The organism is Pantoea sp. AG1095 (assembly GCF_003208415.1).
GTDB classification, from domain to species: Bacteria; Pseudomonadota; Gammaproteobacteria; order Enterobacterales; family Enterobacteriaceae; genus Pantoea; species Pantoea leporis.
The window spans coordinates 184,358-204,174 of record NZ_QKMJ01000008.1; the positions used below are offsets into that span (position 1 = coordinate 184,358).

Consider the following 19,817-nt stretch of genomic DNA (forward strand, 5'->3'; position numbering starts at 1 on the left):
AAATGTTAACATCCTGTTTATAGTGGCAGCAACACAGGGTTTCTCCGCAACGACATTCGCGCTTAAGGCCACAAAACAATGACGCAGCACAACCTGATCCCCGAGAGCAAATTACCGGCGCTCGGCACTACCATCTTTACGCAAATGAGTGCGTTAGCTCAGCAGCACAACGCCATCAACCTGTCGCAAGGCTTCCCCGATTTTGACGGTCCGCGCTATTTGCAGGAGCGCCTGGCGCATCACGTGAGTCAGGGCGCCAACCAATATGCACCGATGATCGGCGTACTGCCACTGCGCGAGGCGATTGTTGAGAAAACCGCCGCGCTTTACGGCCACACGCCTGACGTCAACAGCGATATCACCGTGACGACGGGCGCGACAGAAGCGTTGTACGCAGCGATCACCGCGCTGGTGCGTCAAGGTGATGAAGTGATCTGCTTTGACCCAAGCTACGACAGCTACGCGCCTGCGGTGCAACTGGCGGGCGGCGTGTTAAAACGCATCGCCCTGCAGCCGCCGGGTTTCCGCGTTGACTGGCGCGAATTCCGCGGCCTGCTGAGCAGCAAAACCCGCTTAGTAATCCTGAACACGCCGCATAATCCGTCCGCCACCGTGTGGCGCAAAAGCGATTATGCCGAGCTGTGGCAGGCGATTGCGGAGCAGGAAATCTATGTGCTGAGCGACGAAGTGTATGAGCACATCTGTTTCACTGAAGAGGGCCACGCCAGCGTGTTAGCGCATGCTGAACTACGTCAGCGATCCATCGCGGTGTCATCCTTTGGTAAAACCTTCCACATGACCGGCTGGAAAGTGGGTTACTGCATTGCCCCGGCGGCGATCAGCGCTGAAATCCGCAAGGTGCATCAATATCTGACCTTCTCGGTGAATACGCCGGCACAGCTGGCGATTGCCGACATGCTGCGTCAGGCGCCTGAGCACTATCGCGAACTGCCGGAGTTCTACCGCGCGCGCCGCGATCGCTTTATCCAGGCGCTCTCCGCCAGCCGTTTCAAGCTGCTGCCGTGTGAAGGCACTTACTTCCTGCTGGTCGATTACAGCGCCATTTCCGATCTGGATGACGTGAGCTTCTGCCAGCTGCTGACCAAGGAAGTCGGCGTGGCGGCGATTCCGCTGTCGGTGTTCTGCGCCGAACCTTTTCCACACAAGCTGATTCGCCTGTGCTTTGCCAAACAGGAAGCGACGCTCGACGCCGCTGCGGAGCGCTTATGTCAGCTTTGAAAATTACCGTTCTGCAGGAAACCCTGAGCTGGATGGATGGCGCGGCTAACCTGCGTCATTTCGACGGTGTGCTGAAAGGCATTACAGGCCGCGACATCATTCTGCTGCCGGAAATGTTCACTACCGGTTTTGCTATGGAAGCTGCCGAAAGTTCGCTGCCGCAGGATGACGTCGTGGCGTGGCTGCACGCACACGCGCAAACCAGCAATGCGTTAGTCGGCGGCAGCGCGGCAATCCAAACAGAAAAAGGCGCGGTGAACCGCTTCTTGCTGGTCGAGCCAGACGGCACGCTGCATCAGTACGACAAACGTCACTTGTTCCGCATGGCCAATGAACATCAGCACTATGTGGCGGGTGAAACACGTGAAGTATTTGAGTGGCGCGGCTGGCGGATTCTGCCGCAAATTTGCTACGACCTGCGCTTCCCGGTTTTTTCGCGTAACCACAACGATTACGATTTGGCGCTGTATGTCGCCAACTGGCCGGCACCGCGTGCGCTGCACTGGCAATCGCTGCTGTTAGCCCGTGCAATTGAAAACCAGGCTTATATCGCCGGTTGTAACCGCGTCGGCAGCGATGGCAATCAGCATCAGTACAGTGGTGACAGCCGGATTATTTCGCCGCTGGGTGAGATTCTGGCGAGTGGAGAGCCCTTTGCGCGTGCGCGTCTTGATGCGGAACTTTCGCTGGAGGAGTTACAAGCCTACCGCGAGCGGTTCCCGGCTTGGCGCGATGCGGATGGGTATACGCTGAAGTAATAAAAAACCCCGGCTAGCCGGGGTTTTTTTATATTTTTAAATTACAGCTCGAAGCGATCCAGATTCATCACTTTGGTCCAGGCGGCAACGAAGTCGGTCACGAACTTCTGCTTCGCATCGCTGCTGGCGTAAACCTCGGCCAGCGCGCGCAAGATAGCGTTCGATCCAAACACTAAGTCGGCACGTGTCGCAGTGAACTTCACTTCGCCGCTCAGACGATCGCGACCTTCAAACAGCTCTTCGCTCTCATCGGTGGCTTTCCACGCGGTGCGCATGTCGAGCAGATTAACAAAGAAATCATTGCTCAGTACGCCAACGCGATCGGTGAATACGCCGTGCTGGCCGCCGTCGAAGTTGGTGCCCAATACGCGCAGTCCACCGAGCAACACCGTCAATTCTGGCGCGCTCAGCGTCAGCTGTTGGGCTTTATCCAGCAGCAGCGTTTCGGTTGAAGAACCTTTGGCGCTGCGGCGGTAGTTACGGAAACCATCGGCCAGCGGCTGCAGGAAGTTGAACGACTCAACGTCGGTTTGATCCTGACGCGCATCCACACGGCCCGGCGTAAACGGCACTTGCGTTGCCACGCCAGCGGCTGAAGCGGCCAGTTCGATACCTACGCTACCTGCCAGTACAATGACATCGGCCAACGATGCTTTGCCTGATTCCTGCTGAATCTTTTGCAGGATTGGCAGCACATCATTGATTACGCTGGCATTCACCGCCCAATCTTTCTGCGGCGCTAACGCCAGACGCGCACCGTTGGCACCGCCACGTTTGTCACCGCCACGGAAGGTGGAGGCTGAAGCCCAGGCCACTGAAACCAGCTGGCTGACGCTCAGACCTGAAGCCGCAATGCGCGCTTTAATCTCGCTGATATCAGCCGGCGTTGGCTGATGAATCGCCTGCGGTAACGGATCCTGCCACAGCAGATCTTCCTTCGGCACTTCCGGACCGATGTAACGCGCTTTTGGTCCCATATCGCGGTGCGTCAGTTTGAACCAGGCGCGGGCAAAGGCTTCGTTAAATGCCTGCGGATCGTTGAGGAAGCGGCGCGAAATCTTGCCGAACTCTTCATCGAAACGCAGCGTCAGATCGGTCACCAGCATAGTTGGTTTACGTTTTTTCTCTGGATCAAACGGATCCGGGATAATCGCTTCGGCATCAACCGCTTCGAACTGGATGGCGCCCGCTGGGCTGCGCGTCTGCACCCATTCGTATTTGAACAGGTTCTCGAAGAAGTAGTTGCTCCACTGCGTGGGAGTTTGCGTCCATACCACTTCCAGACCTGAAGTGATGGCATCTTTACCCACGCCGCTGCCATAGCTGCTGGTCCAGCCAAGGCCCTGCGCTTCAATCGGTGACTCTTCAGGGTCAACGCCCACGTGGCTGGCTTCTGCCGCGCCGTGGGTTTTACCCAAAGTATGACCGCCAGCAATCAGCGCCACGATCTCTTCATCGTTCATGCCCATGTTGCCGAAGGTAGCACGAATCGCCGGCGCCGCTGATTTTGGATCGCCGCTGGCTTCCGGGCCTTCCGGGTTGACGTAGATCAGGCCCATTTCGGTAGCGCCCAGCGGTGCATTGGCCAGCGCTTCTGGATGGCGATGCGCCAGCCATTCGGTTTCGTGGCCCCAATCCACATCCATATCCGGTTCCCACACGTCTTCGCGACCGGCACCAAAGCCGAAGGTGCGGAAGCCGGCGTTTTCCAGCGAGACGTTACCCGCCAGGATATAGAGATCGGCCCAGGAAATTTTTTGACCATATTTCTGTTTTACCGGCCACAACAGGCGACGCGCTTTATCGAGGCTGACGTTATCCGGCCATGAGTTCAGCGGCGCAAAACGCTGCTGACCGCGACCTGAACCGCCACGACCATCAATGGTGCGATAAGTACCCGCGCTGTGCCACGCCATGCGAATGAACAGCCCAATATAGCTGCCCCAGTCGGCTGGCCACCAGGATTGCGAATCGGTGAGAAGTGCGCGGATATCGGCTTTTAACGCGGAGTAATCCAGTTTGCTGAATTCGTCGCGGTAGTTGAAGGTGTCACTAAGCGGGTTGGAACGGTTGGAGTGCTGGTTTAACAGATCGACGCGTAACATATTAGGCCACCAGTCGCGGTTGGATGTCCCGCCACCGGCGCCGCGCGCCAGAACACTCTTCTCTTCAGACGCCCCGTGATGAAAGGGGCACTTGCCTGCGGCTGCTGCATTATCGTTATTGTCGTGCGTGCTCATGTTTATCGGCTCCATTGGCTTCATATTGCTTTCTAATATGCGACTAAGATTAGCCGCACTTTCGCCAGGAATATATTTGGATGAACCGAAGGTTTTGATAGTTACTGGCTTTCAAGCGCAGCGCGTGAAGTGGCGCACATTATCAGCTGCCGCGATAAGTCGACCACGACCACGGCGAGATGAGAAACGGCAAATGATAATGGCTGCCTGTGGCGCCAATCACGAAATCAATCTGCGCACTCACGTAGAGCGCATCGCGCCCTTCGGCAGCAAAGTAGTCGCCAATTTCCGCCGTCAAACGGTAATGACCTGGCGCCAGCGGTTCGGGCGTCAGATCTTTAATGCGTCCGTCGCTGTCGGTGTTGCCTTCCACCAGCGGCAGCCAGCCTTCCGGGCTATTTTGCTCGAGCGAAACCGCCACGCCAATCGCCGGTTTGCCCAGCGCGGTATCGAGAATATGCGTCGTAATGGTGCTCATGTGATGCTCTCCTTTAGCCGCAACAGGGTAATTTCACGCAGCTGCGCCAGCGCTTCACGCTGTTCACTCGCTGCATCATTGTTAAGCCGACGCTGCAATTCCGCCAGCATCTCTTCGCCGCTGCGCCCTTTGGCACGAATCAGAAACACCCGGCCAAAGCGCTGCTCATAGGTTTGATTGCCCGCCAGCATCGACAATTGCAGCGCGCCGTCCGCCTGCTGCATCGCCGACTGCTCACTGCGCGACAGCGTGGCCTCTTTGTCCGCGCCCGCCACGTTGTCGCCAATGCGTGGATGGGCACTCAGCGCCTGCTCAAGATCAGCGGCTTGCCACAACTGCGCCAAACGATCGGCTTCGGCCTGTAAAGCCGCAACGTCGGCAAAAGGTCGCGCCGCCACCAGCGCCTGCTGCCAGGCGGGAATCGCCACGCAGTGCGCAATCGCCGCCTGCGCAGCTTGAGGTGAAAGCTGATTAAAGTTGACCAAATCCATCTTTATTCCTTAGCGCGCGCAATATCGCAAACCGCTTGCAGATAAGCCTGCACGCCCAGCGCCACATCAGCGGTTTGTACCGATTCCGCCGGATGATGGCTGATGCCGCGATGGTTGCGCACAAACAGCATGCCCACCGGCCAGCGCTCGGCGATAGCAATTGCATCATGCCCCGCGCCGCTCGGCAGCGACAGGCTGCGCCCTTGCACGGTTTCTACCGCGTGGCTCAGCGCCTGCTGCAACCGCGCATCACAGGCGGTAGCGACAATGTGGTAATACTCGTTGGCGCTGAAGGTTAAGCCGCGACGCAGCGCAATCGCCTGCGCCTGGGTGAGCAGCGTGGAGAGTAAACGCTCCAGTGGCTCATCCTGCGGACCGCGCACGTCGAGCGACAGCTGCACTTCACCGGGGATGACGTTGACCGCGCCCGGCAAGCAGCTCAGCGTGCCGACGGTCGCCACCAGCTGCGGATCGTGCTCTTGCGTGGTGTGCTCAATAAACACCATCCATTCAGCGGCAGCGGCCAGCGCATCTTTGCGATGCGTCATCGGCACGGTGCCCGCGTGACCCGCTTCACCGATAAAACTGCAGTTCAGACGACGCGCGCCGTTGATCGCCGTGACCACGCCAAGCGCCAAATCTTCCTGCTCAAGACACGGACCTTGCTCGATATGCAGTTCCAGATAGGCGGCGATGTCATTGACCTGACGCGCCGCGTCGTGAATTTTCGCCGCATCGAAACCGACATCCTGCATCGCTTCCGCCACGGTGATGCCGTTGCCATCCGGGTGCGTCACCCAGCTTTCCGGCCAGCTGCCGGTAATGCCACGGCTGCCGAGCAGCGTAATGCCGAAGCGCGTGCCCTCTTCGTCGCCGAAGCCGACAATCTCAATCGCCAGCGGCAAACGCTGCTGCCGATCGTGCAGCCACTGCACGGTTTCAATGGCGCTTAACACGCCGAGCATACCGTCGTAGCGACCGGCATTGCGCACCGTATCCAGATGTGAACCGAGCAGCAGCGCCTGCGCGCCCGCCTGCGCCGCTTCGTAGCGACCGCAAATGTTGCCCACCGCGTCCTGCCACGTCGTCATGCCCGCGGCCTGCATCCATTCGCCGACGCGCGCGTTGGCACGCAGCTGTTCCGGCGACAGATAAACGCGCGTCAGGCCACCTTCGCTTTCGCTGATCTCAGCCAGCGCATCACAGCGCGCCATGACGCGAGCGGCGGCGATCTGCGCCTCGCTGGCGGTCATCAGGCTTTTATTCATGCGCGGCTCCCGTAAAGATCCCACGCCGCCTGCATCCCCGCGCCTTGCGTGGTGCGGAAGCCAACATGATTCAGCACCGCTTCCAGCGCGCTCAGGGTTTGCATCACGCAATCTTTACGCGCGTTGTAGCCCATGGTGCCGATGCGCCACACTTTGCCATGCAGCGGACCAAACGAAGTGCCGATTTCGATACCGAAATCTTCCAGCACCAGCTTGCGTACCTGATCGCCATTCACGCCCTGCGGAATCACCACGCCGAGCACGTTATTCATTTTGTTTTTTAAATCGCCAAAGGTTTCGAGGCCCATGCCCTGAATGCCTTTCAGCAGCGCATCGCCGTGCAGCTTGTGGCGCGCGATGCCGTTATCTAATCCCTCTTCCATTATCAGACGCGCACATTCACGCGCGCCAAACAGCGCGGTGGTGGCTTCGGTGTGGTGATTAAGGCGCTCCGGGCCCCAGTAATCCATGATCATGCCGAGATCGAAATAGTTGGAGTAGATCATCTCGTCGTCGCCATCCTGATGATCGGCGGTGCGGATGCCCTCTTCCACGCACTTGCGCTTGCGGATCACCGCTTCCATCTGCGGGCTCAGCGTGATTGGCGACGTACCGGATGGACCGCCAAGGCACTTCTGCATCCCGGCGGAGACCGCATCCAGGCCCCACGCATCGGTTTCCAGCGCGTTACCGCCGAGCGACGCGGTGGCATCGGTGTAGAACAGCACGCCATATTTCTTGCAAATCGCGCCCAGCGCTTCCAGCGGCTGCAGCATGGTGGTGGACGTATCGCCCTGCACCGTCAGCAGCAGGCGCGGCTGCACTTTTTTGATCGCGTCTTCGATCTGATCCGGCGTAAACACTTCACCCCACGGCACTTCAATGGTGTGCACTTCCGCGCGGCAGCGGCGGGCAATTTCACACAGCAGATGACCGAAACGGCCAAACACCGGCACCAGCACTTTGTCGCCCGGACGGATCGCCGACAGCAGAATCGCTTCGATACCGGCGCGTGACGTGCCGTCGATCAGCATCGTCCAGCGGTTTTCAGTGCGGAATACGCCACGGTATAGCGCCATCACTTCGTTCATGCAGTGCGTCATCGCCGGATCGTACTGGCCGATCAACTGGCTCGACATGGCGCGCAGCACGCGCGGATCGGCATTGATCGGGCCCGGTCCCATCAACAGACGCTGTGGCGGATTGATTTGCGAAAATTGGCTGATATCCATGTTGTATTCCTTAAAGAAAGCTTAGAGGCGCACGGTAGAGATAAACTGCTTCAGCTCCGCGGTTTGCGGATTGGCGAACAGCGTTTTGCTGTCGCCCTGCTCCCAGACGCGCCCCTGATGCATAAAGACCACGCGATCGCCCACGTCGCGGGCGAAGTTCATTTCATGGGTGACAAGAATCAACGTCATGCCTTCGGCGGCCAGCTGCTCCAGCACTTTCAGCACTTCGCCCACCAGCTCGGGATCGAGCGCGGAGGTGATCTCATCACAGAGTAAAACTTTGGGCTGCATCGCCAGCGCACGGGCAATCGCCACGCGCTGCTGCTGACCGCCCGACAAATTGGCCGGATAGTAATTGATGCGCTCACCGAGGCCGACTTTCTCCAGCATCTGCGTTGCCAGCGCACGGCATTCGGCTTCACTTTTCTTCAGCACGCGGCGCGGCGCCAGCATCACGTTTTCCAGCGCCGTCATGTGCGGGAACAGATTGAAGTTCTGGAACACCATGCCGACCGAACGGCTGATTTCACGCGCCTGCGATTCGCGGTCGGTAATTGTCATACCGCCGAGTTTGATGCTGCCTTCCTGATAACCTTCCAGCCCGTTCATGCAGCGCAGCAGGGTACTTTTACCCGATCCGCTGCGGCCGATAATCGAGATCACTTCGCCGTGATCGACATCGAGATCGACACCTTTCAAGACGTGGTTATCGCCGTAGTACTTCTGTACCTGATTAATGGTGATGAGCGGCATTGAATTTTTTCTCCAGGTACTGGCTGTAACGCGACAGCGGATAACACATCAGGAAGTAACCGAGCGCTACCAGGCCAAACACCTTGAACGGCTCATACGTCACGTTATTCAAAATGGTGCCGGCTTTGGTCAGCTCGACGAAACCGATAATCGAGGCCAGCGCGGTGCCTTTAATCACCTGCACGGCAAACCCAACCGTAGGCGCGATGGCGATACGAATCGCCTGCGGCGCCACCACGCGAAACAGCGTTTGACCAAAGGTCAGGCCGAGACAGCGCGACGCTTCCCACTGCCCTTTTGGCAGGGCGCGAATGCTGCCATACCAGATATCCACCAGAAATGCGCTGGTGTAGAGCGTTAAGGCCAGCGAGGCGGCGGTCCAGGGCGCGACATCGATGCCGAACAAGCCGACGCCGAAGAAGGCGAGGAACAGCTGCATCAGCAGCGGCGTGCCCTGAAACAGCTCGGTGTAGGCGCGCACCAGGCGCATCGGCCATTTACGTTTCAGCAGGCGCATAAACAGCAGCGGCAAGGTCACCAGCGTGCCGCCAAAAAACGCCACCAGCGAAAGTAAAATTGTCCAGCGCGCTGCCAGCAGCAGGTTGCGCAGGATGTCCCAGTCGGTAAATTGCGTCATCATGCCGGCTGCGCTCCCAACCATTTACGTCCCAGCGCCAGCAGCAGTTGGCGCATGGCAATCGACAACGCCAGATAGATCAGCGTGGTCACGAAATAGACTTCAAAACTCAAAAAGGTGCGCGACTGAATCAGGTTGGCGGCGAAGGTCAACTCTTCGTACGACACCTGCGACACCACCGACGAGCCGAGCATCACAATGATGCATTGGCTGACCAGCGCCGGATAAATACGCTGCAGCGACGGCGGCAGCACCACGCGGATAAAGGTTTGCGTGCGGGTCAATCCCAGCACGCGCCCCGCTTCCCACTGCCCGCGCGGCGTCACCTGAATGCCGGCGCGAATAATTTCGGTGCTGTACGCGCCAAGGTTAATCAACATCGCCAGCAGCGCGGCTTCGCCCGCCGTCAGTTTCAGACCCAGATTGGGCAACCCAAAGACGATGAAAAACAGCTGCACCACAAACGGCGTATTACGAATCAGCTCGACGTACAGGCCCCAGATGCGGCTCGCCCAGCTCGGTTTGCCGCTGCGCAGCGCCGCGCCGAGAATACCGAGGCTGACACCGCCCACGGTGGCGAGCACGGTGATCTGAATCGTGACCCACAGTCCGGCCAGCAACTCTGGCCAGTGCGGCCAGAGATCGGCGAAGTTAAGTTGCGCCATACTTTATGCGCCGAGGTTCGCTGGCAGCGGCGCTTTCAGCCACTCTTCCGACAGCTTGTTCAGTGTGCCGTCTTTGATTCCCTGCTCAATCAGCGCATTCACTTTCTCTTTCAGCGCTGGCTCATCTTTTTTCAGGCCGATGTAGCACGGTGAATCTTTCAGCATAAACTGGGCAACCGGCGCTTTTTCGGCGTTCTGGCGCGCAATCGCCGCCACTACCAGGTTGCCCGTCGCAACGTACTGCACTTGTCCGGAAAGGTAGGCCGACAGCGTGGTGTTGTTATCTTCATAACGCTTCACCTGCGCCTCTTTCGGGGCGATATCGCTTAACACCATATCTTCCACTGCACCGCGCGTGACGCCGATCGATTTGCCGCTCAGCGCTGCCGCATCTTTCAGCGTTTCGCCTTTCGGACCAAATACGCCGAGGAAGAACGGCGCGTAAGCGCGGGTGAAATCGATCACTTTTTCACGCTCGGCGTTTTTACCCATACTGGAGATCACCAGATCGACTTTATCGGTCTGCAGATACGGCACGCGGTTGGCACTGGAAACGGGCACCAGCTGCAACTTCAGTTTCATCTGTTTGGCGAGATACTTCGCCATGTCGATATCGTAGCCCTGCGGTTGCAGATCTGTACCTACAGAACCGAACGGCGGGAAGTCCTGCGGAACCGCTACGCGGATCACGCCGCGCTTTTGGATATCCTGCAGCTGATCGGCCATCGCACTCCCGATCTGCGCCATCAGCAATGCCGCGCCCGCTACCGCTAATAATACTTTTTTCATTATGCACCCCGGTGAGTTTACGTGAAACAAAAGATTCTTGATGAATCATTCTGCAACTAATGTGCCAACCGCAGTGCCGGGAGAAGAAAGGGGAAAAAACGGGGATTTACCGCGTTGAAGGCAGCAAAAACGGGCATCGCGCCCGTTGGAATTAACGATCAAAAACAGTGCAATGCACCACAATGGCGCCCGTTAACGGTGTTCCAGCTCGTCAAGATGCTGATAAAGATCGGCAATTTGATGGATGCGCTGACGGCCCTGCGACAACATTTCGTGCAGTAACGCATTTGCCAACAGGTTAATCAGGCTCATGGCGGAGGCGTAGCTATCGAAAGCGGAAACGCTGTCGAGCGGCGCGCAAAGCTGCCAGCGCGCCAGCGTGATAATGCCCTGCGCCTGCGGCTCACACAGCGCCAGCACGGGAATGTTGCTCTGCTGCAGCTGCTGCATCAGCGGGCGAATGATGCGTGGACGGCGGCGAAACGCCATCACCACCACGATATCGTCGGGCGTGATATCCACCAGCTCTTCACCCAACGTCTGGCCCGGCTGCGGCAGCACATGCACCTGCGGACGCGCCTGCATCAGCTGCTGACGCAGGTGCAGCGCCACCGGATAGGCGTTACGCATGCCGATGATAAATACCCGTTTTGCCGCGCCCAGCGCGCTAATCACCTCGCCAAACTGCTGCGGATCGATGCTGTTGACCCACTGCGTCAGGTTGGCCATCTCCTGCTTATAGTGGCGTGACAGCAAGGTGTTACCCTGCACCGCATCGCGGTTGTCGGTGAGCGGCATGCCGCTCTGGCGCAGGATGCGCAGCTCGTCGCGCATGTCCTTATATTTCTCGTAACCGAGACGCTTGAATAAACGGCTGACCGTGGCCTTCGACACACCGCTCAGCCGCGCCAGCTCGGCGCTGTTGTAGCTGATCAGGTCATCAAAATGGTCAAACACGAAGTCGGCAATGCGCTGCTCCTGCGGCGACAGTTGCGGATAGTGACTACGAAGGCGTTCATCAAGTTGTTTCATCATCGGTCCTGTAACTTTCGTTTCATCACAAGCTAGCATAAATCGATCCAGATTGATGTCCGTTCAAAACTGGAACAGCTCTTGCTTCCCATTAACCACGTACCCAGAAAAAGAGTTCTTTATGATACAGAGCAACATGGCGCCGTTAGGCATGGCCGTTACGCCGCACCATCTCGCCAGCGAAAGCGCCTTAGCCGTACTGCGCGAAGGCGGCAATGCGCTGGAAGCGATGGTGGCGGCCGCAGCCACCATCGCCGTGGTTTACCCGCACATGAACGGTTTGGGCGGCGACGGCTTCTGGCTGGTGGTGCCGCCAAACGGCGATCCCATCGCCATTGACGCCAGCGGCGCAGCCGGTTCGCTGGCACATCTTGATTTCTACCATGGCGAAACGCAGATTCCGCATCGCGGCCCCAAAGCCGCCTTAACCGTGGCGGGTACCGTCAGCGGCTGGCAGGAAGCGTTAACGCTGGCGCAGGAACTTGGCGCGACGCCGCTGCCGTTAACCCGCCTGCTGCGCGATGCGATTCGCTATGCCGCCGACGGCATTCCGGTCACCGCCTCGCAAGCCGCCGCCACCGCCGCCAAACAGCACGAGTTGCAGCATCAACCTGGTTTTGCCGCCACCTTTTTACCGGACGGCAGCGTGCCGCTTGCTGGCAGTCGCTTCACCCAGCCGGCGCTGGCGAATACGCTGAGCATGCTGTGCGATCACGGTCTGGAAAGTTTCTATCGCGGTGAACTGGCGCACCATCTGGCGCGCGAAATGACCGCTCTGGGAATGCCAATCACGCTCGAAGATTTGCAAACGCACCAAGCCCGGCGCTGCACGCCGCTGCACCTGGCACACAGTGAAGGCGATATCTGGAACATGACGCCGCCAACACAGGGTTTGGTGTCGCTGGCGATCCTCGGCATTACCGATCGGTTGAATATGGCTGACGCCAATGAAGCGCAAACCGTGCACCGCATCGTTGAAGCCACTAAAAAAGCCTTTGCGCTGCGCGACCAGCACATCACCGATCCGCGCCACATCGACATTGATGTGCAGCGTCTGCTGGATGAGGAACACCTCAGCACGCTGGCGGCGCAGGTGGACGATCAACAAGCCGCTGCGTGGGGCACCGGGCGCGGGCCGGGCGATACCGTGTGGATGGGCGTGATGGACAGCAGCGGATTAGCGGTTTCGTTTATCCAGAGCGTCTATCACGAATTCGGCAGTGGCGTGGTGCTGCCCGGCACCGGCATCACCTGGCAAAACCGGGGTGCCGCCTTCAGCCTGCAACCCGATCATCTGCTGGCGCTGCAGCCGGGCAAACAGCCGTTCCACACCCTCAATCCCGCTGCCGCGCGTCTCAAAGATGGCCGCACCATGATATACGGTTCGATGGGCGGCGACGGCCAACCGCAAACCCAGGCGGCGATTTTCACCCGTCACGTGATTCAGGGACATCCGCTACAGCAGGCGGTGAGCGCGCCGCGCTGGCTGCTGGGTCGTACGTGGGGACAATCATCCGATTCGCTCAAGCTCGAAGCGCGCATCGCGCCGGAAACAGTGCAGCAGTTGCGTGCGCTCGGCCATGAGGTTGAACTGCTACCCGATTTCAGTGAAGTGGTCGGCCATGCGGGCGCGATCGTCAGACACAACAACGGCATGCTGGAAGGCGCGTTCGATCCGCGCAGCAACGGCAGCGCCGCCGGTTTCTAACGGAGATTATTGATGAGTTCACAACCGGACTGGGCCACCTATATCGCCCAAATGGAGCAGATTCTGGCGCTGGAGCTGGATGATGCGCGCCGCTCCGAGCTGCTGACGCAGTTCAACCGCATCGCCGCCATGGCCGAGCCGCTGATGGCGCTGCCGCTCGACGATCGCCTGGAAGTGGCGGGAGTGTTTCATCCATGAAACTTTCGTCATTATCGATTAATGCCCTGCAGCAGGCGCTGAGTCAGGGCGAGATCAGCGCCCGCGATATCGCGCAAAACACGCTGGCGGCGATTGAACAGCATAAGGCGATCAACGCCTGGACCGAAGTCACCGGTCAGCGCATGCTGCGCGAAGCCGATCAGATCGATCAGCTGCGCCAGCGCGGTGAAACCTTGCCGCCGCTAGCCGGTATTCCTTACGCGGTGAAAAACCTGTTTGATGTCGCCGGACACAGCACCTTAGCCGGTGCCAGCCTGTTCAGCGCACGCGCGGCGGCGCGCGAGGATGCGTGGGCGGTGAGCAAACTGCGTCAGTCTGGCGCGCTGCTCTCCGGCATGCTGAATATGGATGCCTATGCTTATGGTTTTACCACGGAAAACACCCATTACGGCGCGACGCGCAATCCGCGTGATTTAACCCGCGTGGCGGGCGGATCGTCCGGCGGTTCAGCGGCAGCGGTGGCGGCGGGTTTGGTGCACTTCTCGCTCGGTACCGACACTAACGGCTCGATCCGCGTGCCCGCTTCACTGTGCGGCATCTTTGGCCTGAAGCCGACCTTCGGCCGCCTGTCGCGCAGCGGCAGCCATCCGTTTGTCGCCAGCCTCGATCACATCGGCCCGTTTGCCCGTTCGGTTGAAGATTTGAGCCTGGTGTACGACACCTTGCAAGGTGCCGATGCCAGCGATGCCTTCCAGGCCGCGCAGCCCGCCTCGCCAGCTAGCGCAGGGCTCAGCAAGGGCGCAGAAGGCGTGCGCAGCGCGGTACTCGGCGGGTTCTTCTCAACCTGGTGCAGCGATGAAGCGCGTGCCGCCGTGGCGGTGGCAGCTAAAGCGCTGCAGGCAATCGACGAAGTGACCTTGCCGAATGCGGAGATCGCACGCTCGGCGGCCTTTATCATGACCGCCGCAGAAGGCGGCAATCACTACCTGCCGATGCTGCGCACGCAGCCGGAGCAGTTCGAGCCCAACTCGCGTGAGCGCCTGCTGGCCGGTGCGATGCTGCCTTCGGCGTGGTACGTGCAGGCCCAGCGTTTCCGCCGCCACTTCCAGCAGCAGGTGCTGCCGCTGTTTGAGCAGTTTGACGTGCTGATTGCGCCCGCCACGCCCTGCACCGCCACCACCATCGGCCAGGAAACCATTCATATCAACGGCCAGCATTTGCCGACGCGCGCCAGCATGGGCATGCTAACCCAGCCGATTTCGTTCCTCGGCTTACCGGTCTGTACCGTGCCGCTGCAAACCGCCAGCGGCTTGCCGATAGGCTTGCAGCTGATCGCTGCGCCGTTTAAAGAACATCTGGCACTGCGCGCCGCCTGGGCGCTGCAACAGCAAGGGCTGACGCTGCCACAAACCACCTTAATGGACGCCTGAAAATGACACCTGAACATATCGATCGCCCGGCAATTCTCGCCGAAGTCACCGCCGCCTTTTACCGCTATGAGCAAGCGCTGATCAGCAATGATGTGGAGGTGTTGGATGAGCTGTTCTGGCACGACAAACGCACCGTGCGTTTGGGCGCGGGTGAGAATTTGTATGGCATTGATGAGATCCGCGCTTTTCGCGCGGCGCGGCCGTCAAAGGGGTTGGAACGCGAGTTACGTAATACGGTGATCACCACTTTTGGCGATGACTATGCGGTGTGCAGTACGGAGTTTACGCGTGAAGGCGTAGAGAAGATCGGACGCCAGCAGCAGACGTGGGTGCGATTACCGTGCGGCTGGCGGATTGTCGCGGCGCAGGTGAGTTTGATGAGTTGAGTTGGGTGGTTTTTCCCTCACCCTAACCCTCTCCCGCACGCGGGCGAGGGAATGATTGGGCTACCGCATGCGGGCGAGGGATGATTAGGTGGAGTGATTTGTTGAACCGGGGCGGGATCGGCGCCTTCTCCCGCTGGCGGGAGAAGGTTGGGATGAAGGGCTAAGCGCTCGGTGCCGGATGCGTCGCGATCCAGTGATCGGCGATTTGCTGCCGCGTACACACCCACACATCTTCATGCTGCTGAATATGATCGAGGAAGCGCTGCAAGCCACGGAATTTCCCCGGACGTCCCAGTAAACGACAGTGCATGCCAATCGACATCATCTTCGGTGCCGTTTCTCCCTCTTCGTACAGCACATCAAAGGTGTCGCGCAAATAGGTAAAGAACTGCTCCGCCGTGTTGAAGCCCTGCGGCGAGGCGAAGCGCATATCGTTGCACTCCAGCGTGTAAGGGATGACCAGATGCGGTTTAACCGTGCCGTCCTGACAGGTGACCTGCGTCCAGAACGGTAAATCGTCGCCGTAATAGTCGCTGTCATAGCTAAAGCCGCCCTGCTCGACCACCAAGCGTCGGGTGTTTGGGCTGTCGCGGCCGGTGTACCAGCCGGTTGGCGCTTTGCCAAACAGGTCGGTTAACACGTCCACCGCCTGCTGCATGTGCTGGCGCTCGGTCTTGGCATCCATCGCCTGGTAGTGAATCCAGCGCCAGCCGTGGCTCACCACGTCGTAATCCGCCGCTTTGATCGCCTCAACGATGTCCGGATGACGCGCCAGCGCCATCGCCACGCCAAACACCGTCAGCGGCAAACCGCGCTTTTGAAACTCATTGTGGATGCGCCAGAAACCGGCGCGCGATCCGTATTCATACAGCGAATCCATCGACATATGGCGATCGGCGTAGCTGGCCGCGCCGATGATATCGGAAAGAAACTGCTCGGAACCGGCGTCGCCATGCAACACGTTGTTCTCGGCGCCCTCTTCGTAATTAAGGACAAACTGCACCGCGACGCGCGCTTTGCCCGGCCACTGCGCATGCGGCGGGTTGCCAGCGTAGCCAATCAGATCGCGCGGATAGTTTTTGTTGAAGCTGTACTCTTTCTTGCCAGATACATCATTCATTCTGTAAGTTCCTGTCGCTCAACCAGTGGTTAGTTTAGGTGCTGAAAGGCTCCGCTGAGCGGTTTTTCGAGTGGATAATCGAGATCGCCGTGCTTGCTGGTACCAAAGCCTAGCGCCACCAGCGACTCCACCATTTTTACCGCAGCGCTGACCCCGTCGATTACCGGCATACCCAGCTCTTTGGTGAGATCCTGCGCCAGCGTAGCCATACCGCCACAGCCCAACACAATCGCGCCGCTGCCATCTTCGCGTTTGGCCTGCATGCAGCGCTGACGAACTTTTTCCTGCGCCACGCCGCTGCCGTCTTCCAGCGCCAGCACCGGCAGATCGATGGCGTGCAGCGCAGCACAATGATGAGTGAAGCCATATTGCTGCAGCAGATGGCGCGCAATCACCAGCGTGCGCGGCAAGGTGGTGACAATCGAAAAGCGCGTCGCCACCAGCGTGGCGGTGTGCATGGCCGCTTCCGCAATGCCAATTACCGGGCCGCTCGCCAGTTCACGCGCCGCCAGCAATCCCGGATCGCCGAAGCAGGCAATGATATGGCCACTCACGCCCTGCTCTTTGCCGCGTTTCACCTGCTCCAGCACACCAATCGCCGCGATGGCTTCATCAAAATGACCTTCAATCGACTCGACGCCGTGAGTCGGGCACACCGCCAGAATCTCGGTGCCCGGCGCGGCGACGGCGCGCGCGGCAGTACCCATGGTTTCCGTCATCGCTAAGCTGGTGTTGGGATTGATGACCTGAATCAGGCTCATGATGCCGCTCCTTTGTTACCGGCAAATAACCGGGTGAAATCAGGCAAGGTTTCGCCGCTGCGCTCAAAGTGCAGGCTGGCAACAATATGTTCGAAGTGATGCTGCAGCGCCGCCGTTAACCCCGGCAGATCTTTTTGCCGCAGCAGATCCACCAGCCGATCGTGATGATCGCATCGGCAGCCGCGCTGCCACGGTGCACCGTAAGCGGCAATCACCAGCGACGAACGCTGCGTCAGGCGCGTCACCATATCGGTGAGCACTGCGTTACCGGAGATCGCCTGCAGCTGAATATGGAACGCGGCGGAGAGACGAATCGCCGCGGCACCATAATGCTGATCATGTGCCAGCTGCTCTTCTTCAATCAGCACGCCGAGTGCCGCTAAGTGCGGTGCCTGCACGTGGCTCAGCACAGCCGGTAGATTGGCGCACTCTAATAAACTGCGGGTGGCAAAGATGTCGCGGGCTTCATCCACGCCCGGCGTCGCCACCTGTGCACCACGCCTGGGCGACAAAGTGATCATTTGCACCGCGGCGAGGCGTTGCAGCACCTTACGAATGCCGGTGCGGCTCACGCCGAAGACATCCGATAAGGCTTCTTCCGGCAATTTACTGCCCGGCGGCAGTTGATGCTCAACGATGGCGGTAAGCAGCGCCTGATAGATAGGTTCATCGCGATCGTTCAGATCGGCAGCCGTTTTCTGGCCTGTTTCACTCTTCATTACCTGCTCCGGTAAGTGACTGTGTGCTGCACATCGTATACGTGAAATTAATTTTTTGTATACAAGAAATCATTTCTGGCCTGGATCCTGCAATACCGTTTCACGCTGTGATTATTTTTCCATGATGTTGAGAGGAGCAGGTTTCATGCCAAATCATTCTGAAGTGACCTCGCGGGTGGCCTCTGAAGCCAACGCACAATACAGTCCACGTCTGTGTAATGACGATCTGGCGCCGACGCGCGACCAGAACTGGTCGTGGTACAACATCTTTTCGTTCTGGATGTCGGACGTGCACAGCATGGGCGGCTACGTGGTGGCCGCCAGCTTCTTTACCCTCGGGCTGGCGAGCTGGCAGGTGCTGCTGTGCTTGTTAGTGGGCATCTGCATTGTGCAGCTATGCGCCAATCTGGTGGCCAAACCGAGCCAGATGGCGGGTGTACCGTACGCGGTGATTTCGCGTCAGGCGTTTGGTGTGTTTGGCGCTAACATCCCGGCGATTATTCGCGGGCTGATCGCTTTTGCATGGTACGGCATCCAGACTTATCTGGCGGCTAACGCGCTGATGCTGGTGCTGCTGAAGTTCTTTCCAACCCTTAGCAGCATGACACAAAGCAGCTGGCTCGGCTTATCTCAGCTGGGCTGGTGTTGTTTCGGTGTGATGTGGTTACTGCAGGCGATGGTGTTCTGGCACGGTATGAGCGCGATTAAACGCTTTATTGATGTCGCCGGTCCGGCGGTGTACGTGGTGATGGTGGCGCTGGCGGGCTGGATTGTATACAAAACCGGTTTCGACGGCATTTCCTTCACGCTGGCCAGCAAGCAGTTGAGCACCGGCGAGCAAACCTGGCAGATGATTACCGCCACCGCGCTGGTAGTCTCCTACTTCTCCGGTCCGCTGCTGAATTTTGGTGACTTCTCGCGTTACGGCAAAAGCATGGGCGAAATTCGTCGCGGCAACCGCTGGGGCTTACCGTTCAACTTCCTGCTGTTCTCGATTGTCACCGTGGTGATTGTCTCCGGTACGCAATCGCTGTTCGGCAGAATGATCACCGATCCGATTGAAACTGTCAGCATGGTGGGTAACGACGTGGCGGTGGCGATTGGCCTGCTGACCATGATTATCGCTACCATCGGCATTAATATCGTGGCGAACTTCGTTTCGCCAGCATTCGACTTCTCGAACTGCTCACCGCAGAAAATCAGCTTCCGCACCGGTGGCATGATTGCCGCAGTTGGTTCGGTGTTACTGACGCCGTGGAACCTGTTCCAGTCGCCAGAACTGATTCACTACACGCTGGATGTGCTGGGCTCGTTTATTGGGCCGCTGTTTGGCATCCTGGTGGCCGATTTCTATCTGATTAAACGCAGCAAAGTCTACGTGGATGACCTGTTTGATGACACGCCGAAAGGCCGTTACTGGTATCGCGGCGGCTTCAACCCGAAAGCAATTGCCGCGCTGCTGCCTTCGGTGGGCATTTGTCTGGTGATCAGCTTTATTCCTTCACTGCATGCGGTGGCGAACTTTAGCTGGTTTATCGGCGTGGCGTTGGGTGCGGGCTGCTATCGCTGGCTGGCGCGCGCTGACCGCGAAGAGTCGGTGGCGGCGTATCGCGCGACGGTGGCGGTACAGAAGGATTAAGTTGCGTGCGCGCTGGCCCTCATCCCATCCTTCGCCCGCTTGCGAGAGAAGGCGGGGGATGAGGGAAAGCGATACCATTTGGAAAAAGCAAAAAGCCGATGCATTTCTGCATCGGCTTCTTTAAATAGATTGGCGGAACGGACGGGGCTCGAACCCGCGACCCCCTGCGTGACAGGCAGGTATTCTAACCAACTGAACTACCGCTCCGCGCTTTGTTCCCCGTCGAGAACGAGGCGCATATTAATAGCAGCTTTCACACCCGTCAACGCTTTTTCTGTGGGAATGTTTCGTTTGACGTTTTTTTCAGCTTAAC

The 19,817-nt window shown here is 58.7% G+C and carries 20 protein-coding genes and 1 tRNA gene; 7 read left to right on the forward strand and 14 right to left on the reverse strand.

Annotated elements, in window-relative coordinates:
* The first annotated feature begins 78 nt into the window (after positions 1-78).
* Both DEU53_RS16915 and DEU53_RS16920 read left to right on the forward strand, forming a co-directional pair.
* A complete protein-coding gene (locus tag DEU53_RS16915) occupies positions 79-1,239 on the forward strand; it encodes a pyridoxal phosphate-dependent aminotransferase (RefSeq protein WP_101762533.1) in 1,161 nt (386 codons plus the stop codon).
* Entirely contained in the window at positions 1,227-1,997 is a 771-nt protein-coding gene (locus tag DEU53_RS16920) for an amidohydrolase (protein WP_110867813.1), read from the forward strand. Before DEU53_RS16915 ends, DEU53_RS16920 begins: the two co-directional genes overlap by 13 nt.
* Before the next feature lie 41 nt (positions 1,998-2,038).
* Here DEU53_RS16920 and katG read toward each other — a convergent pair whose 3' ends face one another.
* The 10 genes from katG to hpxU all read right to left on the reverse strand — a co-directional run bounded on the left by katG (position 2,039) and on the right by hpxU (position 11,582).
* On the reverse strand, positions 2,039-4,237 hold the full coding sequence (gene katG / locus DEU53_RS16925) for a catalase/peroxidase HPI (protein ID WP_110867814.1): 2,199 nt from the start codon (positions 4,235-4,237) through the stop codon (positions 2,039-2,041).
* A 142-nt stretch (positions 4,238-4,379) separates the two neighbouring features.
* Positions 4,380-4,715: a hydroxyisourate hydrolase gene (gene uraH / locus DEU53_RS16930; RefSeq protein WP_101762537.1), complete on the reverse strand. Its 336-nt coding sequence runs from the start codon at positions 4,713-4,715 to the stop codon at positions 4,380-4,382.
* A complete protein-coding gene (gene uraD, locus DEU53_RS16935; protein ID WP_110867815.1) occupies positions 4,712-5,206 on the reverse strand; it encodes a 2-oxo-4-hydroxy-4-carboxy-5-ureidoimidazoline decarboxylase in 495 nt (164 codons plus the stop codon). Before uraD ends, uraH begins: the two co-directional genes overlap by 4 nt.
* A 2-nt stretch (positions 5,207-5,208) precedes the next feature.
* Positions 5,209-6,474, reverse strand: coding sequence for an allantoate amidohydrolase (gene hpxK, locus DEU53_RS16940; protein WP_110867816.1), 1,266 nt, complete (start codon positions 6,472-6,474; stop codon positions 5,209-5,211).
* Positions 6,471-7,706, reverse strand: a complete 1,236-nt coding sequence (locus DEU53_RS16945; RefSeq protein ID WP_110867817.1) for an alanine--glyoxylate aminotransferase family protein — start codon at positions 7,704-7,706, stop codon at positions 6,471-6,473. The genes hpxK and DEU53_RS16945 overlap by 4 nt, the downstream gene beginning before the upstream one ends.
* A 21-nt stretch (positions 7,707-7,727) precedes the next feature.
* Complete coding sequence (locus DEU53_RS16950; RefSeq protein WP_101762541.1) at positions 7,728-8,459, reverse strand: amino acid ABC transporter ATP-binding protein; 732 nt, start codon at positions 8,457-8,459, stop codon at positions 7,728-7,730.
* Positions 8,440-9,096, reverse strand: a complete 657-nt coding sequence (locus tag DEU53_RS16955; RefSeq protein ID WP_097097590.1) for an amino acid ABC transporter permease — start codon at positions 9,094-9,096, stop codon at positions 8,440-8,442. Before DEU53_RS16955 ends, DEU53_RS16950 begins: the two co-directional genes overlap by 20 nt.
* Complete coding sequence (locus tag DEU53_RS16960; protein ID WP_061717544.1) at positions 9,096-9,761, reverse strand: amino acid ABC transporter permease; 666 nt, start codon at positions 9,759-9,761, stop codon at positions 9,096-9,098. Before DEU53_RS16960 ends, DEU53_RS16955 begins: the two co-directional genes overlap by 1 nt.
* Positions 9,762-9,764: 3 nt before the next feature.
* The gene (locus DEU53_RS16965) at positions 9,765-10,550 is read right to left on the reverse strand and encodes a transporter substrate-binding domain-containing protein (RefSeq protein ID WP_101762542.1); all 786 of its coding nucleotides are present in this window, start codon (positions 10,548-10,550) and stop codon (positions 9,765-9,767) included.
* Positions 10,551-10,742: 192 nt separating this feature from the next.
* A complete protein-coding gene (gene hpxU / locus DEU53_RS16970) occupies positions 10,743-11,582 on the reverse strand; it encodes a MurR/RpiR family transcriptional regulator HpxU (protein WP_101762543.1) in 840 nt (279 codons plus the stop codon).
* A 121-nt stretch (positions 11,583-11,703) separates the two neighbouring features.
* Here hpxU and DEU53_RS16975 point away from each other — a divergent pair, with 121 nt between their 5' ends.
* From DEU53_RS16975 to hpxZ, 4 genes are read left to right on the forward strand one after another with little or no spacing between them, the layout of a single operon-like run.
* Complete coding sequence (locus DEU53_RS16975) at positions 11,704-13,290, forward strand: gamma-glutamyltransferase family protein (RefSeq protein WP_110867818.1); 1,587 nt, start codon at positions 11,704-11,706, stop codon at positions 13,288-13,290.
* A 12-nt stretch (positions 13,291-13,302) separates the two neighbouring features.
* Positions 13,303-13,488 carry an oxalurate catabolism protein HpxX gene (gene hpxX, locus DEU53_RS16980; RefSeq protein WP_110867819.1) on the forward strand — a complete coding sequence of 62 codons (186 nt, stop codon included), beginning with the start codon at positions 13,303-13,305 and terminating at the stop codon, positions 13,486-13,488.
* Complete coding sequence (locus tag DEU53_RS16985) at positions 13,485-14,879, forward strand: AtzE family amidohydrolase (protein ID WP_110867820.1); 1,395 nt, start codon at positions 13,485-13,487, stop codon at positions 14,877-14,879. The genes hpxX and DEU53_RS16985 overlap by 4 nt, the downstream gene beginning before the upstream one ends.
* A gap of 2 nt (positions 14,880-14,881) precedes the next feature.
* Entirely contained in the window at positions 14,882-15,265 is a 384-nt protein-coding gene (gene hpxZ, locus DEU53_RS16990) for an oxalurate catabolism protein HpxZ (RefSeq protein WP_110867821.1), read from the forward strand.
* A 160-nt stretch (positions 15,266-15,425) separates the two neighbouring features.
* On the opposite strand, the gene puuE is transcribed toward hpxZ, so the two are convergent.
* Genes puuE through DEU53_RS17005 form a run of 3 tightly spaced genes read right to left on the reverse strand, consistent with a single transcriptional unit; the run spans position 15,426 to position 17,865 of the window.
* On the reverse strand, positions 15,426-16,385 hold the full coding sequence (puuE, locus tag DEU53_RS16995) for an allantoinase PuuE (RefSeq protein ID WP_110867822.1): 960 nt from the start codon (positions 16,383-16,385) through the stop codon (positions 15,426-15,428).
* 29 nt (positions 16,386-16,414) lie between these two features.
* Entirely contained in the window at positions 16,415-17,146 is a 732-nt protein-coding gene (hpxA, locus tag DEU53_RS17000) for an allantoin racemase (protein WP_110867823.1), read from the reverse strand.
* The gene (locus DEU53_RS17005) at positions 17,143-17,865 is read right to left on the reverse strand and encodes a GntR family transcriptional regulator (RefSeq protein ID WP_110867824.1); all 723 of its coding nucleotides are present in this window, start codon (positions 17,863-17,865) and stop codon (positions 17,143-17,145) included. The genes hpxA and DEU53_RS17005 overlap by 4 nt, the downstream gene beginning before the upstream one ends.
* A gap of 145 nt (positions 17,866-18,010) precedes the next feature.
* Between DEU53_RS17005 and DEU53_RS17010 the strand changes: the two genes are divergently transcribed.
* Entirely contained in the window at positions 18,011-19,504 is a 1,494-nt protein-coding gene (locus DEU53_RS17010) for an NCS1 family nucleobase:cation symporter-1 (protein WP_110867825.1), read from the forward strand.
* Positions 19,505-19,634: 130 nt separating this feature from the next.
* Here the strand turns inward: DEU53_RS17010 and DEU53_RS17015 are convergent.
* Positions 19,635-19,711: transfer RNA gene (locus DEU53_RS17015), tRNA-Asp, on the reverse strand.
* Between the last annotated feature and the right edge of the window lie 106 nt (positions 19,712-19,817).

Bases quoted from the DNA above. Each gene is read 5' to 3' on its own strand.
- DEU53_RS16915 (WP_101762533.1), top strand. From the start codon at position 79: ATGACGCAGCACAACCTGATCCCCGAGAGCAAATTACCGGCGCTCGGC.
- DEU53_RS16920 (WP_110867813.1), top strand. From the start codon at position 1,227: ATGTCAGCTTTGAAAATTACCGTTCTGCAGGAAACCCTGAGCTGGATG.
- katG (WP_110867814.1), bottom strand. From the start codon at position 4,237: ATGAGCACGCACGACAATAACGATAATGCAGCAGCCGCAGGCAAGTGC.
- uraH (WP_101762537.1), bottom strand. From the start codon at position 4,715: ATGAGCACCATTACGACGCATATTCTCGATACCGCGCTGGGCAAACCG.
- uraD (WP_110867815.1), bottom strand. From the start codon at position 5,206: ATGGATTTGGTCAACTTTAATCAGCTTTCACCTCAAGCTGCGCAGGCG.
- hpxK (WP_110867816.1), bottom strand. From the start codon at position 6,474: ATGAATAAAAGCCTGATGACCGCCAGCGAGGCGCAGATCGCCGCCGCT.
- DEU53_RS16945 (WP_110867817.1), bottom strand. From the start codon at position 7,706: ATGGATATCAGCCAATTTTCGCAAATCAATCCGCCACAGCGTCTGTTG.
- DEU53_RS16950 (WP_101762541.1), bottom strand. From the start codon at position 8,459: ATGCCGCTCATCACCATTAATCAGGTACAGAAGTACTACGGCGATAAC.
- DEU53_RS16955 (WP_097097590.1), bottom strand. From the start codon at position 9,096: ATGACGCAATTTACCGACTGGGACATCCTGCGCAACCTGCTGCTGGCA.
- DEU53_RS16960 (WP_061717544.1), bottom strand. From the start codon at position 9,761: ATGGCGCAACTTAACTTCGCCGATCTCTGGCCGCACTGGCCAGAGTTG.
- DEU53_RS16965 (WP_101762542.1), bottom strand. From the start codon at position 10,550: ATGAAAAAAGTATTATTAGCGGTAGCGGGCGCGGCATTGCTGATGGCG.
- hpxU (WP_101762543.1), bottom strand. From the start codon at position 11,582: ATGAAACAACTTGATGAACGCCTTCGTAGTCACTATCCGCAACTGTCG.
- DEU53_RS16975 (WP_110867818.1), top strand. From the start codon at position 11,704: ATGATACAGAGCAACATGGCGCCGTTAGGCATGGCCGTTACGCCGCAC.
- hpxX (WP_110867819.1), top strand. From the start codon at position 13,303: ATGAGTTCACAACCGGACTGGGCCACCTATATCGCCCAAATGGAGCAG.
- DEU53_RS16985 (WP_110867820.1), top strand. From the start codon at position 13,485: ATGAAACTTTCGTCATTATCGATTAATGCCCTGCAGCAGGCGCTGAGT.
- hpxZ (WP_110867821.1), top strand. From the start codon at position 14,882: ATGACACCTGAACATATCGATCGCCCGGCAATTCTCGCCGAAGTCACC.
- puuE (WP_110867822.1), bottom strand. From the start codon at position 16,385: ATGAATGATGTATCTGGCAAGAAAGAGTACAGCTTCAACAAAAACTAT.
- hpxA (WP_110867823.1), bottom strand. From the start codon at position 17,146: ATGAGCCTGATTCAGGTCATCAATCCCAACACCAGCTTAGCGATGACG.
- DEU53_RS17005 (WP_110867824.1), bottom strand. From the start codon at position 17,865: ATGAAGAGTGAAACAGGCCAGAAAACGGCTGCCGATCTGAACGATCGC.
- DEU53_RS17010 (WP_110867825.1), top strand. From the start codon at position 18,011: ATGCCAAATCATTCTGAAGTGACCTCGCGGGTGGCCTCTGAAGCCAAC.